Below are 12,843 nucleotides of genomic sequence, written 5' to 3' on the forward strand. Positions count from 1 at the left end.
GCTTTCATCGGGTCTCGGGGTCGATCGGCAGGCCCGGGCACAGCTCGAGGTAGTCGATATCCGGCGAGATCGTCTCCTCGGGGCCCGCGTCCGCGGCGAACAGCTCCTCGGCCTGATCCACCCCGAGCAGCACTGTCGGTGCGGCGCTATCGGATTCGGGCGACTGTTCCCGCGCTGCCTCGCGCATCTGTCCCAGCCAGGTACGCACGGTATCGATATCGTCGAGCAGCCCGCGCTTGATCTCCCCCAGCGCGGGCGTCGCCAGTCCGAGTCGCACGCGAGCGGTATGGACCGCAACGCCCAGACCGTGAATTCCACTGAGCGCGTGCCGCTCCGGGCGAACGATGTCCAGCACGAGAAACTGTCGATCCTCCCGCAGCAATCGCGGCAGCAGACCGGCGCGCAGGAACGACGATTTCCCCGCCCCCGAGGGACCGACCACCGCGAACACCGATTCCGCACCGGCAGAACGCATTCCGCGCAGCCGCTCCAGGCCCTGCGCGATCTGGGCATCCCGGCCGAAATACACTGCGGCGTCGACCGGATCGAACGGTTGCCAGCCCCGATACGGCGAACGCTGCGGCTCGCCCGGCGGTGGCCAGATGAAATTCTCGGCCCCGATCCCGGCCTCGGCCAGCCCCGCCGCCAGTCGGCGCAGACCCTCGATCCGGAACCGCACGGGCTCGGCGCGGCCCTCGACCCGCATCTCCGCGATCGGGCCGTCGCCGAACAGATCGCATCGTTGCCATTCGCGAGTCTTGTCGGCATCGGTGGTCGGTTCCAAGCGCGCGCAGAAGATCCGCTTGCCCAGATAGACGGCCGTCAGATATTCGGCGACGCATTCGGTGGAGGCGTGCCAATCCCGAGACGTCAGGCAGATCACGGCCTCGCAGCGGGTCAGGGCGCGGCGCAAAGCATCGCGCCACCGCGTGCCCTGGACGATTCCGGCGCGCTCGTCCACATCCAGGAAGATGTCTCCGGCCAGCCCGGGCTGTTGTTCGCTCAGCCACCGAACCAGCGCGGCGGCTTCCGCGCTGTCCCGACTCGAATGACTCAGGAACACCCGCGCCATTCCGCCCCTTTCCGCGGAAATCCTTGACCGTCAGCACGTTCGGTTAACCACCAGCAATGGTGGCATCGATCCTCGGTCCTGTCCCGGAGTTTCCGGAAGGAGGGAGAAACTACGCGGGTTCGAGCTGGCGGCGGATGTCGACGAGATGGTGACGCAGTTCGTGCAGGGTGTGCATCGCCATCCAGCGCAGGGAGTGCTCGGTGGGTTCGGGGAAGGGGAAGATCAGGGTGCGTTCCAAGTCCTCGGCGGTCAGGCGGGTGAGGTCGCCGGTGAACAGCAGGGTCGCATCACGCAGTTGACGGGTGACGTCGGCCGGGTCCTGCTCGCTGTAGCCGTCGTGGTCGACTCGTTCGTCGCGGCCCATGGGTTCGACGGTCGGCGTCGTGGTGCGGCGGGCGGCCAGGATTCGTTCGCGTTGGACGAGTAGGACATCGCGCATGTGGCAGGCGTATTCGAGTGGGGACCACACCTCGGGCGCGGGGCGTTTGCGCAGGGCCGAGTCGTCGACCTTCAGTAGATCGCCGTATTCGGCCGCGTATTCCGTGGCCAGTGCCGGAACCTGCTCGGCCAGGGTCAGGTCGTACTCGAAACCGCATTCGGCACAGGGGTTCATGTCTGCACGCTAGCCGAGGATCAGCGGGAGTTTCGCGGAAAGCGCGCCCAATTCGGCCCTTTCGGCATCGGTAGGTGCGCGGCGGCCGGTGCCGATGAGCAGAGCGTCGCGATCCGACAGCGTGGCCGGGAGAGGCCTTCCCGCAATCCGTTCCACCATTTCGCGAGTGCGAGTGAGGGTTTCGGCGGGCGGCTGGACGGCGTCGGGAAGATGGGCGATCAGGTCGAGGTGATGCAGGGTCCATTCCAGGACGTAGGCGGACAGATAGTCGCCCGCGGTGAGGACGACATCGCGGGTGGCGACATGCCTTGCCGGATCGGCGAGTTCGGCGGCGCGGCCCGCGGCCGCGCCGAGGTCGTCGAGGTGGAACTTCAGTAGCTGCGGATCCCGGTACGCGGCGGCGAGGCGGACGATCAGGGCGTCGAGGGGGTCGGATCCCGTGGGCGGGGTGTCGGCGACCTCCCAGTAGGTGACCGCGTCGCGGGTCGGTTCGGCGTCGGTGGGCGTCACGAGGGTGATCAAAACGTCCTGGGCATCGATGATCAAGTGGCACACCAGATCTCGCACGAGCCAGCCGGTGCAGCCGGAGGGTCGCTCGAAATCCTCGTCCGCCAGTTCGGCGACCGCCGAGCGCAGCGCTGTCCAGGAGCGTGAGAAGAGTTCCACGGCCGCAAGCTAGCAGCGCATGTCGCGATTGGCGAACCGAATTTCGTTCGGCGAGGGCGCAACTCGCGCCGCTCACCACACCAGCGTGGCGTCCTCGGTACGCACGCCGCCGAAGAATCGCGCTCCGACATCGGCGCCGTCGTGGTTGTAGGCCGCCAGGATCTCGGCCAGTTCGCCGGCGAGGGTCCGCAGCGCCGGACTGACCGTCCGACACCCTTCATCCAGAACCCAACCCCAGCCCGGCGGCACATCCATGATCGTGATGACGATTCGACCGTCGAACGGAACATCGACCGAATACGAGATCCCCGAGGGCGCATCGCGCACCGGATTACTCATTTCCAGTTCCGGGGGCAGCCCCGGCGCGGAAAACGTCTGCGCGAAGGCGATATCCGCGCGAATTCGATCCGCGATCTCCGCCAGACCCGCATGCCGCGCGACCCGGTCGTAATGCCTGCCGTAGCGTCGGTCGGCGCCCGGTCTGCCCCGCTGTTCCTCGCGCAGCAACCGATCGAGCATGCGCAGCGCCGTCGCTCGCTCAGCGCCACCGGTCGCCGGCTGCTCGATGAGCGCCCTCAGGTGCGCGATCCGCATACCAATACCATTGGCCACCACCCACATCCTTCCCACGCAGACCATCCCCTTGTGGCCATGCTAATCCCGCGCACCGAACTCGAGCCGCCACGCGCACCCCCATTCCCGTTGCGGACGGTTCCGCGCGCCGACGTGGCGGGCACGGACCGTATCGCCAACCCGCACAACAGGTGTTGAGCAGGTTGTGAGATTGCACTATGTGAGACCGAATGGTTACCGAATTCGGCAAGACCCATGACTGAAACCGACTGTTGTGTCCTGCACCACTCTTGGTTTAGTCTCCCCATTTGAAACCAGTCAGTATCACTTCTTCCCCCGGGGGACCTCAATGACGAGGCGGATCATCGGGCGGCCGCGCGTATTCGCGGCCGCCGTGGCGGCAGTCGTATTCGCCGCGAGCACATGGCTGAGCGTGACGTCCGCCGCGGCGGACGAGACCACCGCGCAGAGCGTCTTCGCCGACACCGGACCGCATCCGGTGGCCACGCCCACGGTCACCAATCCCTGCCAGGAATCGGTCGCGGGCATGATTGCCCATATCACCGTGCACATCTTCGGAAATCGCGATGATGCCCGGTGCACGCAGGCGTTTCCGTACGGCCTGCAATCACCGGTGGGCGTGAATACCTATTACCCGGCCGATATCGCTGATATGTCCGACGCTCCCCTGATCCTGTTCGAGGGCGGGATCACCGCGAATCCGGGGATGTACGACACGCTGGCGCGGCAGTGGACCGGGCACGGATTCGTCGTGGTCATCGCCTACGACTTCGTCAACTCGTTGGCCTACCTTCCGGCATGGGGCCTGGCGGTGGCCGTTGCGCAGAATCGGGATGCGAATTCCCCGCTGTTCGGCAAGATCGACCTCGGCCGCACGGTGCTGGCCGGACATTCCGCGGGCGGCGCGGCCACACTTCAGGCCGCGGCGCTGTTCCCGCCCGCCGCGGGGCTGGTCGATCCCAAGTTCCACGTCATCGGCGCGTTGGCCATCGAGCCGGGCCCCATCGGGGTGGGCTCCCTGATCGGCGTGCCGACGCTGTTCCTCACCGGCTACAACGATTTCGTCGTACCGGATTTCGCCTGGGTGCGCTGGTGGCAGTACAACCTCACCTTCAACGCACCGGCCTGGATCGCGAATGCCCGTGGCGTAGGCCACTTCTCACCCGTCGACGGGCCGGGCGCATATCTCTCCGCCGGCGCGGCGCTGGCCTGGCTGGAATACATCGGCTTCGACGATCCGACAGCGCGAGAGTTCTTCGTCGGCCCGGATTGGCGGCTGAAGGATGACAAGACCTACTTCAGCGTCGACCGCAATGCCCGCGCCGACGCCCTGAGATGAGGAACGCTATGCCCGCCTGGCTGACCGGCCTGACCGCCGCCGTGCTCACCGTCCTGCCCACGGCCGCCCCGCTCGCCACCGCCGCGCCGATCGCCGAGCGTGGCTGCGCCGAACCCGCTCCCGGACAGCCGCTGCCACGCGCGAATCCCGAACAGGTGGGCATGGATTCGGCCGCGGTGGACGCCGCGCTCGACTTCGGCACGCACGCGGGCGGATTCGCCGTGCAGATCTACCGGCACGGCTGCCTGGTCGGCGACCGCACCCCGACCGGAAATCTGCCGCTGCCACTGGCCAGCGCGACGAAGGGCGTGACCGCTGCGATCGTGGGGCGCGCGATCACGCTGGGCTACTTCGGCCTGGACGATCCGCTCGGCGCATTCTTCCCGCGGGCCGACCCGGCGCACGCGAATCTCACCGTGCGCCAGGTGCTCACCCAGACCACCGGCCTGCACTTCAGCTGGCCCGCCGATATCGCCGGGCTGCAAACCGATTCGGTGCTGCAAACCCTGGCCGAACCCGCGGACTACGCCCCCGGCACCACCTTCCAGTACGCCCAGAACGTCATCGCCGTCCTGCCGAAGATCATCGAACTCACCACCGGCGCCGACTTTCAGGACTTCGCGCAGCGAGAAGTGTTCCAGCCGTTGGGCATAGGCCGCGACAGCTGGGTGTGGCTGCGCGACCGCAGCGGCAATACCGCCGTCAACGGCGGCCTGGCCATGCGCCCGGACGATCTGGCCCGGCTCGGCCGACTCATGCTCCGCGACGGCCGCTGGGGCGACCGGCAACTCGTCGACGCCGACTACATCCGCCAGGCCACCACCGGAACCGAGGCCAACCCCGGTTACGGCTTTCTCACCTGGCTCAACTCCGGCGACACCTACCGGGGCACCGAGGTGCCCACGGCCGTGCGCTACGACCATCCGCAGTTCCCCGGATCGCCGCGCGATATGTACTCCTTCGAGGGCGCGCTCGGACAGTTCGTCACCATCGTTGCGAGCCGGGATATGGTCATCGTCCGAATGGGTGTTCCGCTGCGCGTGGATCTCGCCAATCCGGTCGGAATGCTCACCGGCAGCGGCAATCCCGACAACAGAGAGCTCTACCACCGCATCACCGCGGCGGTGTCGGATATGCCCGCCGAGCCGTACGTCGATCCCTACCGTCTGCAGAGCCCACCGCTGCCGATCCACGACCTCGACGACATCGGCAGGCTGATCGATCCGGTCACCGCCGCCGCCATCGTCCTGGGCGTGGGACCCTACGCCTCCACCCGGTGCAACATCCTGTGGTGTAATGACAAACCGGTTCCGGTGGATGTGTTCCGGCTCGTCCTCGACGCCGGTGCGCAGATCGCGAGCGCGGTTCTCGCGCTCGGCAATACCCCACGGTGAGAAGGGATTTCAGCGCTCCCAGTCCGGCACGCCGAACAGCGCCAGCGTGATCCGATACAGCAGGGCGGCCTGATCCGGCAGCGCCGCCGAACCCGGGCCGTTGAGACAGTCTCGGATGCGGTCGTCGATCGCGCCGATCACGGCATCGAAGGCCCCGGCCGGGATATCGACGGGAATATCGCCGCAGCGGCGGCCGATGCGGAATACCGCGCGCATGCGGTCGGCGAGGGTGGCCTTCACGGCCATTCGCTGCTGCGCCACAACCGGTCCGGCGACCAGGCATTCGACGTGCAACGCTTGCGCACAGCTGCTGTTGTCGGCCAGCAGGTGCAGATATGCGGTGAGGGTGGTGCGCAGCAGTGCGCGCCACTCGCCGCGATCGGCCCCCGCGACCGCGAGATCCAGATTGATGATCGCGAATTCGGTCGCCGCGGTGAAGGCGTCGGCGAAACAGTCGTCGCGGTCGCGATAGAACTGGTAGAAGGTGCGGCGCGAGACATTCGCGCGCGCCACGATGTGAGCCACCGTGGTAGCGGTGTACCCGAATTCGCTGACCGCCTCCAGCACCGCGTAGTGCAGGCGGCCGCGCTGCGAGCTCTCCACGGCCGATCGATCCAGCCCGTGCGTGCCGCGCGGCAGGCGGCTGCGGTCGAGACCGGGGTCGAGGCTCATCCCCCGAGAATAAGCACAGCGGCCGGCGTATCGAAATGTGCCGATCCGGGTCGGCGATCGGGATGCGATGCTGTGGGGATGGTGGCGGACAGCGGCGGGCGATGGGGTGAGCACAATGCCGAGCGGCGGCGGGCGATCATGTCCGCACTGCTCGAGTTGATCGAGGAGTGCGAACCCGGCGTCGAGATCCCGCTGCAGGCCATTGCCGACCGGGCCGGGGTGAAGCGGTCGGTGATCTATCGGCATTTCGCCGACCGCAGGGATCTCGACGCCCGTACGCGGGAATTCGTGGTCGAGTCCTATGTGGACGAGGTCATGCCCACCCTGGATCCCGCCGACAGTCTGCGCGCGACGATCTTCCGCCTCATCGATACCTACGTGCGGCTGGTCGCGGCGCATCCGCGCACGCACGAGTGGATCGAACGCGGCCCGGGCAGCAGCGATCCGTCCGGACAGGCGATCGTGACCGGCACGAAAGCCGCCATCGCCAAGCGCATCTCGTACCTGTTCGAAACCGGCGCGGCGGCGGTCGGCTACTCCGATCCCGGTATCGAGGTCGCTGCGTTCGCGATCGTCTCGATGGTCGACGGCGCGGTCACCCGCTGGCTGCACACCCGGCCGGAGGGCTGGGACGAGGACGGGGTGAGCCGGATGCTGACCGAATCGCTGTGGTTCCTCGTGGACGGGCATGCCCGCACCCGCGGCATCACCGTGGATCCGGACCGTCCGCTCGGTGAACTGCTGGCGGGGAGCACCCTCGCGATTTGAGTGTGACACCAAGTCGCATTTACCTCTTGTCCGACCATCTCCGCGGCGCTACCGTGCTCTTATGACCGCGACGCGCTGTCGCGATCAGGTGTTTCGAGGAGGCAGACGATGACGTCGACGACTGAGCACTACACCGAAACGCTGGCGATGCTGTCCGAGGGGTCGGTACATCGCCGTTTCGATCCATTTCTCGATATCCCTTGGGATGACCCGGATTTCGCCGTCCGACCCGACGACGAGCGCTGGATCCTGCCCACCGCGGACCCGTTCGGGGCGCATCCCTGGTATCGCGCGCTCCCCCGCGAGCAGCAAATCCGGATCGGGATGTGGCGGCAGGCCAATGTCGCCAAGGTCGGCCTGCAGTTCGAGAACATTCTCATCCGCGGGCTGATGCAGCACGTATTCACGCTGCCCAATGGATCGCCGGAATTCCGCTACAGCACCCACGAGGCCGCCGAGGAGTGCAATCACACCCAGATGTTCCAGGAGGTGGTCAACCGCATCGGCATGGACGTGCCGGGCATGAATCGCCTCACCAGGGTGCTCGCCCCGATCATCCCGCTGGTGCCGATCGCCTTTCCCACCTGGTTCTTCGTCATGGTGCTGGCCGGTGAGGAGCCGATCGACTTCGCCCAGAAGGCGATTCTGCGGTCGGACGGCGAAATGCATCCGATGATCACCCGCGTGATGCAGATCCACGTGGCCGAGGAGGCCCGCCATATCTCCTTCGCGCACGAATACGTCGAACATCACGCGCCGAAGCTGTCGCCGATCAGCCGATTCGCGCTGTCGGTGCTGACACCGATCACCATGCGGGTGGCGCTGTGGCTGATCGCGGTGCCGCCGCGCCGATTCCGCCGCGAATTCGACGTTCCGGCCGCGGTTTTCAAGGATGTGTATTGGCGCAGGCCCGAATCGCGACGGCAGCTCACCCACGGTTTCGCCGATGTGCGCATGCTGGTCGAGAAGGCCGGTCTGATGAATCCCGCCGCCCGGCTGATCTGGAAGGCGCTGCGCATCGACGGCCCGCCCGCCCGCTATCGCAGCCAGCCCGCCTGAACCGCTTGACCTTCCCCCTGACGCCGGGCGCAGGCTGAAGCCGTGGAATTACTCACCATCGGCGCCTTCGCCCGGCTGGCTCGGCTGTCCCCGAAGGCCCTGCGGTCGTACGCGGACTCCGGTCTGCCGCCGCCGCAGCGGGTCGATTCCGAGACCGACTATCGCTGGTATTCCCCCGCGCGATTACCGCTCGCGCGCCGGATCGCCCGACTGCGCCGCTCGGATGTGCCGTTGCGGCGAATTCGCGCGATCACAGCGAACTCGATATCGACGACGCCGCCCCGGTCGAATTCACGGTCACCGGACCGGTGCGGCTGTCGAGCTGATCGACCAGCGAGCAGGCCACGGGCTCTCGGGTCGGGCGACGAGTGCTCGGATGAGTCGCTATCGTCGGACGGGTGGCCGGCAAGTCCGCGGCGCCGGCGATCGAATTGGACGTCGGCGACCGCACAGTACGGATATCCAACCCCGATCGGGTGTACTTCCCCGAGACCGGGGCGACCAAGATCGACCTGGTGCGGTACTACCTCAGCGTGGGCGACGGGATCGTCAACGCGCTGCGGGATCGTCCGTGCATGCTGCATCGGTTCCCCAAGGGCCTGCCGGGCGGCAAGGTGCATCAGAAGCGGCTGCCCGCGGGCGCGCCGGACTGGATCCCGACCGTGCGGGTCTACTTTCCCCGCTACGGCCGCCACGCCGATGAGCTGTGCGTGCCCGAGCTGGCCGATGTGATCTGGGCCGTGCAGATGTCGACGGTGGAGTTCCACCCGTGGAACTCGCGCCGCTTCGATACCGAGAAGCCCGACGAATGGCGCATCGATCTGGATCCGATGCCCGACTGCCCGTGGTCGCGGGTGCGACGGGTGGCCGGTGTGGTGCACGAGGTGCTCGACGAACTCGGCGCGGTCGGGTGGCCGAAGACCTCCGGCGGCAACGGTTTACACGTATATGTGCGCATCGCGCCCGACTGGGGCTTCCAGGATGTGCGCCGCGCCGCGCTGGCCTTCGCCCGCGAGGTCGAGCGCCGCGCCCCCGATGATGTGACCACCACCTGGTGGCGGCGCGACCGCGATCCGAAACTTCTGTTCGTCGACTACAACCAGAACGCCCGCGACCATACGATCGCCGCCGCCTATTCGGTGCGCGGCAATCCCGCCGCGACCGTATCCACGCCGATCCGCTGGGACGAGATCGACGAGGTCGATCCGCGCGATTTCACCATCGCCACCGTGCCCGCCCGCTACGCCCAACTCGGTGATCTGCACGCGGGCATCGACGACACGGTCTTCGATCTGGCCACACTGGTGGAATGGGCCGACCGCGACAAGGTCGAGGTCGATCTGGACGAGGAAGTATCGAACGAGGAGAACGCATGACCCCGGAGCCCGTACGAATCGCAGTGGGCCCCAAGACTTCCGAACTGCTCGGCCGGGCGATCACCCGCGCCGGCGCGACGCTGGCGGAGCTGGACGACGCGCGCGCTCTGGTATGGGACGGCGGACCGGCCGGATTCCCGCAGCGGCTGCCCGTCGGAATCGAATGGGTGCAGCTGTTCTCCGCCGGGGTCGAGGAGTGGTTCGACACCGATGTGTTCGAACGCCATCCCGATATCGTCTTCACCTCGGCCGCGGGCGCTTTCGCCCGCAGCGTGGCCGAACACGCGCTGGCGATGCTGCTGGCGGGCGTGCGACATCTACCCGAACAGCTGCGCGCCCGCGCCTGGCGGCAGGCGGAATTCTTTCCGCGCATCGGCACCCTGCGCGAGGCGACGGTGGCCGTGATCGGCACGGGCGGCATCGGCGGCGAACTCATCGACCTACTCGCGCCGCTGGGCGCGCGGGTCATCGCCGTCAATCGCTCCGGTCGGCCGATCTCACATTCCGCGGTGATCGAAACGGTTCCGGCGCAACGGCTTTCGGAGATCTGGCCGCGCACCGATCATGTGGTCGTGGCCGCGCCCGCCACCCCGGACACCCGCCATCTGATCGGCAAGAACGAACTGTCCCAGTTGAAGCCGACCTCCTGGGTGATCAATATCGCCCGCGGCAGCCTGATCGACACCGACGCCCTGGTGGACGCCCTGCGCGACGGAACGATCGGCGGGGCCGGACTCGACGTCACCGAGCCCGAACCGCTCCCCGACGGCCACCCGCTCTGGGATCTGCCGAATGCCATTGTGACGCCGCATGATTCGAATCCGCCGCAGTTGCGCACCGTCGCCTTCGCCGAACATGTGGCCGACAATGTCGCGCGCTTCGTCGCCGGGCGCGAGCTGAATGCCCGGATCGACGTCGCCGCCGGGTACTGATCGCCTCAGACCGGATCGGGATCGACGAATTCGACGCCGGTGATGATGTCGGGGTCGATGCGCACGAGCTGATCGCGCGGACCCGGCAGCCAGGGGCGCAGCAGGGTTCGGTAGTGGGCGATCTGCTGTGGATCGGTGATCGGTTCGGCGGTGCCGGTGACGATCACACACCAGCCGTGACGGGTGCGCTCGTCGATGGTGTCGGCCTCGTAGGCCACCACCTGCCGGTCGGCGGTCAGGGTCGCGCCGCGATGGGCGTGGATGACGATCGTTTCGCCGTCGAGCAGATGATTGACCGGTCGGATCGTCGGGAGCGCGTAGCGGGTGTAGACGATGCGTCCGACTCCGACTCGGCTCAGCAATTGGAAAGCCTCGGCCGTCGACAGATCCCGCGTGACCTGCTGGACCGAGTGTGGCGGGCGCGTGAACCGCGGATATTCGTCGGCTCGGCTGGTCATTACCCTGTCTGCCCCGATCGTTGTGCACCGGATGGCCCCCGGTTCATATCCAGGTTCCCGGATCGGCTGCCGACCAAACCCGGCGGTGCTAGAAATATTGGATAGCCGAAGAACCCTTCCATCTCGACGAATTCGCGGTCGGGCTGTCGGAGCTGACCGCGGTGGTCTTGTCGACTCCGGATCTGGAGGGCTCGCTGCGCGAGGTCGCCGATATCACCTCCCGAATGCTGCCCGAACATCCGATGGTCGCGATCACCCTGCGGCGCGACGGCGATGCGATCACGGTCGCCTCCACCGGTCCGCACGCGACGCTCATCGACGAACTGCAGCGCGGACAGGGCCTGGGACCGTGCCTCGAGGCGCTGCACACCGCCACGCCCGTGGCCGTCACCGATATGAGCACCGAAACCCGGTGGGGCGCTTATCCGGCGCGGATGCTCGCACAGGGCATCCACTCGGTGCATTCGCAACCGTTGTTGGTCGACGACGCGGCCGTCGGCACGCTGAATCTGTATTCGCCGCGGCCGGAAACCTTCGGGCCCGCGGCCCTGCGCGCCATCATGCTGACCAGCGCGCACACCGCGATCCTGCTGTCCGCGGCGATCAACTCCGCGCGTCAGGCCGAATTGACCGCGCAATTGCGGTCCGCGCTGGCCTCGCGCTCGATCATCGATCAGGCCCTGGGAATCACCATGGCGCAGCGGCACTGTGATCGCGACGCCGCCTTCGAGGTGCTGCGCGCGGCCTCCCAGCGCGAGAACGTCAAACTGGTCGTGGTGGCCGCTCAGGTCATTCGCGCGGTCACCGGAAACGATCCGACACCACCGCATTTCAATGTTCCGACGCGGCCGAAACGAGTTCGGCGCAATTCTTGATCGAGCGGATACTCCGGCGACCCCGCGGGGAGGCTACACTGCTGACGTACCTGTCTCCCGAGTCCAGTAGCGCGGCTGGGGTCCTCTCCTCGACGTAGGAAGGCCACCATGTCCGCCGATCAGGCTGCTCGTATGCTCGCCGAGCCCGCGGCGAGCAGCGTCGAACCCGTCGCCACCGCCTTCGATTCCGAGATCGTGCCGCTCGGCGTGCCCTCGGCGATACCCGAATCCCACGATCGACTGGTGCGCCACCTGTTCGACATAGGACTCCGATTGCATTCGGTGCGAACGGTTTTCGAGGACGACGCCGCCGATCCGGAGCAGATTCGCGCGGCCGGCGGGCGGGTGCTCGAGGTACTCGACGATCTGGACATCCTGATTCGCGACGCCGGATTGACCATGCTCGAGCTCGCCGTCCGGCCCGATCCGGCCCGGCCGAAACCGGTGCGTCCCACCGTGAACGGCCGTCCGGCCCGGCGTCGGCGACGCTAGGCGCCGCGCACCGCGCGGGGTATGCCGGGCAGCATGCCGAAGGCCTCGTGCACCAGATCGGTCCAGCTGTCGGCCATCGACGCCAATAGGAACCAGGCCGCGTGCACGCGCTCGTCGGTGACATCGTCGACGCTGCGCAGCAGGTGGCTGGCGCGGACCTGCGCGGCGGCCATGCCGTCGACCACCGCGCCCAGCGACTGCGAGCGCGGGCGACGGGTGGTGTGCGCGCCGATCCAGTCGTCGATGCGGGCGACGAGTTCATTACGACGACAGTCGATCTCGGCGGCGTTGAGAGGGTGTTCGCGGCGGGTCAGATGGAGTTCGGCCAGGCCGCGCGCCCACCGGGTGACGGGATGGTCTTCGGGTTGATCGCCGATATGCCCGCAGAACGCCGCTAGCAACTCGTGCCAGTCGGGCGGTGTCGAGACGACGGTTCGTCTCGACAGGACGGGTCCGGACGGCGGCGCCTGCGCACAGCCGTCCTGATGCGGTACGTACATCGTGTACCTCCAAGGCGGCGATCGGGCGCACCC

15 protein-coding genes and 1 pseudogene are annotated in these 12,843 nt (G+C 67.4%); 9 read left to right on the forward strand and 7 right to left on the reverse strand.

Going from position 1 to position 12,843, the window contains the following annotated elements; genetic code table 11:
• Positions 1-4 precede the first annotated feature (4 nt).
• The 4 genes from NP4_RS26860 to NP4_RS26875 form a co-directional block, all read right to left on the reverse strand.
• On the reverse strand, positions 5-1,072 hold the full coding sequence (locus NP4_RS26860; RefSeq protein ID WP_068003478.1) for a toll/interleukin-1 receptor domain-containing protein: 1,068 nt from the start codon (positions 1,070-1,072) through the stop codon (positions 5-7).
• A gap of 109 nt (positions 1,073-1,181) precedes the next feature.
• Positions 1,182-1,685 carry a DinB family protein gene (locus NP4_RS26865; RefSeq protein ID WP_068003481.1) on the reverse strand — a complete coding sequence of 168 codons (504 nt, stop codon included), beginning with the start codon at positions 1,683-1,685 and terminating at the stop codon, positions 1,182-1,184.
• 9 nt (positions 1,686-1,694) lie between these two features.
• Complete coding sequence (locus NP4_RS26870) at positions 1,695-2,351, reverse strand: maleylpyruvate isomerase N-terminal domain-containing protein (RefSeq protein ID WP_068003484.1); 657 nt, start codon at positions 2,349-2,351, stop codon at positions 1,695-1,697.
• Between the two features lie 72 nt (positions 2,352-2,423).
• Positions 2,424-2,963 (reverse strand): hypothetical protein, encoded by a 540-nt coding sequence (locus NP4_RS26875; protein ID WP_255285558.1) that lies wholly within the window; start codon positions 2,961-2,963, stop codon positions 2,424-2,426.
• 310 nt (positions 2,964-3,273) lie between these two features.
• Here NP4_RS26875 and NP4_RS26880 point away from each other — a divergent pair, with 310 nt between their 5' ends.
• Both NP4_RS26880 and NP4_RS26885 read left to right on the forward strand, forming a co-directional pair.
• Positions 3,274-4,284, forward strand: coding sequence for a poly(ethylene terephthalate) hydrolase family protein (locus NP4_RS26880; protein ID WP_068003486.1), 1,011 nt, complete (start codon positions 3,274-3,276; stop codon positions 4,282-4,284).
• 8 nt (positions 4,285-4,292) lie between these two features.
• Positions 4,293-5,678 carry a serine hydrolase domain-containing protein gene (locus NP4_RS26885; RefSeq protein WP_068003489.1) on the forward strand — a complete coding sequence of 462 codons (1,386 nt, stop codon included), beginning with the start codon at positions 4,293-4,295 and terminating at the stop codon, positions 5,676-5,678.
• 9 nt (positions 5,679-5,687) lie between these two features.
• On the opposite strand, the gene NP4_RS26890 is transcribed toward NP4_RS26885, so the two are convergent.
• Complete coding sequence (locus tag NP4_RS26890; protein WP_068003491.1) at positions 5,688-6,350, reverse strand: TetR/AcrR family transcriptional regulator; 663 nt, start codon at positions 6,348-6,350, stop codon at positions 5,688-5,690.
• A gap of 78 nt (positions 6,351-6,428) precedes the next feature.
• On the opposite strand from NP4_RS26890, the gene NP4_RS26895 reads away from it, so the two are divergent.
• The 5 genes and pseudogenes from NP4_RS26895 (at position 6,429) to NP4_RS26910 (ending at position 10,485) form a co-directional block, all read left to right on the forward strand.
• Complete coding sequence (locus tag NP4_RS26895; protein WP_068003492.1) at positions 6,429-7,118, forward strand: TetR/AcrR family transcriptional regulator; 690 nt, start codon at positions 6,429-6,431, stop codon at positions 7,116-7,118.
• 108 nt (positions 7,119-7,226) lie between these two features.
• Entirely contained in the window at positions 7,227-8,177 is a 951-nt protein-coding gene (locus NP4_RS26900) for an AurF N-oxygenase family protein (protein ID WP_068003494.1), read from the forward strand.
• Positions 8,178-8,219: 42 nt separating this feature from the next.
• Positions 8,220-8,423 (forward strand): annotated as a pseudogene (locus NP4_RS43450) (MerR family transcriptional regulator); the annotation flags it as partial.
• A gap of 152 nt (positions 8,424-8,575) precedes the next feature.
• Positions 8,576-9,553, forward strand: a complete 978-nt coding sequence (ligD, locus tag NP4_RS26905) for a non-homologous end-joining DNA ligase (RefSeq protein WP_068003496.1) — start codon at positions 8,576-8,578, stop codon at positions 9,551-9,553.
• Positions 9,550-10,485 (forward strand): D-isomer specific 2-hydroxyacid dehydrogenase family protein, encoded by a 936-nt coding sequence (locus NP4_RS26910; protein ID WP_068003499.1) that lies wholly within the window; start codon positions 9,550-9,552, stop codon positions 10,483-10,485. The genes ligD and NP4_RS26910 overlap by 4 nt, the downstream gene beginning before the upstream one ends.
• Before the next feature lie 5 nt (positions 10,486-10,490).
• Here the strand turns inward: NP4_RS26910 and NP4_RS26915 are convergent, their stop codons facing one another.
• A complete protein-coding gene (locus NP4_RS26915; RefSeq protein WP_082876260.1) occupies positions 10,491-10,943 on the reverse strand; it encodes a pyridoxamine 5'-phosphate oxidase family protein in 453 nt (150 codons plus the stop codon).
• Positions 10,944-11,104: 161 nt separating this feature from the next.
• Between NP4_RS26915 and NP4_RS26920 the strand changes: the two genes are divergently transcribed.
• Both NP4_RS26920 and NP4_RS26925 read left to right on the forward strand, forming a co-directional pair.
• Complete coding sequence (locus NP4_RS26920; RefSeq protein WP_082876261.1) at positions 11,105-11,818, forward strand: GAF and ANTAR domain-containing protein; 714 nt, start codon at positions 11,105-11,107, stop codon at positions 11,816-11,818.
• A 108-nt stretch (positions 11,819-11,926) separates the two neighbouring features.
• Positions 11,927-12,310: an SDR family oxidoreductase gene (locus tag NP4_RS26925; RefSeq protein WP_114755783.1), complete on the forward strand. Its 384-nt coding sequence runs from the start codon at positions 11,927-11,929 to the stop codon at positions 12,308-12,310.
• Here the strand turns inward: NP4_RS26925 and NP4_RS26930 are convergent.
• Complete coding sequence (locus tag NP4_RS26930) at positions 12,307-12,810, reverse strand: DUF4254 domain-containing protein (protein ID WP_245998332.1); 504 nt, start codon at positions 12,808-12,810, stop codon at positions 12,307-12,309. The two genes, NP4_RS26925 and NP4_RS26930, sit on opposite strands and share 4 nt — an antisense overlap.
• Positions 12,811-12,843: the final 33 nt, after the last annotated feature.

Origin of the sequence: Nocardia pseudobrasiliensis NBRC 108224 (genome assembly GCF_001613105.1) — a bacterium.
GTDB classification, from domain to species: domain Bacteria; phylum Actinomycetota; class Actinomycetes; order Mycobacteriales; family Mycobacteriaceae; genus Nocardia; species Nocardia pseudobrasiliensis.

What these genes read in the sequence shown, in the direction of transcription:
- NP4_RS26860 (WP_068003478.1), bottom strand. Translation starts at nt 1,072, where the DNA reads ATGGCGCGGGTGTTCCTGAGTCATTCGAGTCGGGACAGCGCGGAAGCC.
- NP4_RS26865 (WP_068003481.1), bottom strand. Translation starts at nt 1,685, where the DNA reads ATGAACCCCTGTGCCGAATGCGGTTTCGAGTACGACCTGACCCTGGCC.
- NP4_RS26880 (WP_068003486.1), top strand. Translation starts at nt 3,274, where the DNA reads ATGACGAGGCGGATCATCGGGCGGCCGCGCGTATTCGCGGCCGCCGTG.
- NP4_RS26885 (WP_068003489.1), top strand. Translation starts at nt 4,293, where the DNA reads ATGCCCGCCTGGCTGACCGGCCTGACCGCCGCCGTGCTCACCGTCCTG.
- NP4_RS26890 (WP_068003491.1), bottom strand. Translation starts at nt 6,350, where the DNA reads ATGAGCCTCGACCCCGGTCTCGACCGCAGCCGCCTGCCGCGCGGCACG.
- NP4_RS26895 (WP_068003492.1), top strand. Translation starts at nt 6,429, where the DNA reads ATGGTGGCGGACAGCGGCGGGCGATGGGGTGAGCACAATGCCGAGCGG.
- NP4_RS26900 (WP_068003494.1), top strand. Translation starts at nt 7,227, where the DNA reads ATGACGTCGACGACTGAGCACTACACCGAAACGCTGGCGATGCTGTCC.
- NP4_RS26910 (WP_068003499.1), top strand. Translation starts at nt 9,550, where the DNA reads ATGACCCCGGAGCCCGTACGAATCGCAGTGGGCCCCAAGACTTCCGAA.
- NP4_RS26915 (WP_082876260.1), bottom strand. Translation starts at nt 10,943, where the DNA reads ATGACCAGCCGAGCCGACGAATATCCGCGGTTCACGCGCCCGCCACAC.
- NP4_RS26925 (WP_114755783.1), top strand. Translation starts at nt 11,927, where the DNA reads ATGTCCGCCGATCAGGCTGCTCGTATGCTCGCCGAGCCCGCGGCGAGC.
- NP4_RS26930 (WP_245998332.1), bottom strand. Translation starts at nt 12,810, where the DNA reads ATGTACGTACCGCATCAGGACGGCTGTGCGCAGGCGCCGCCGTCCGGA.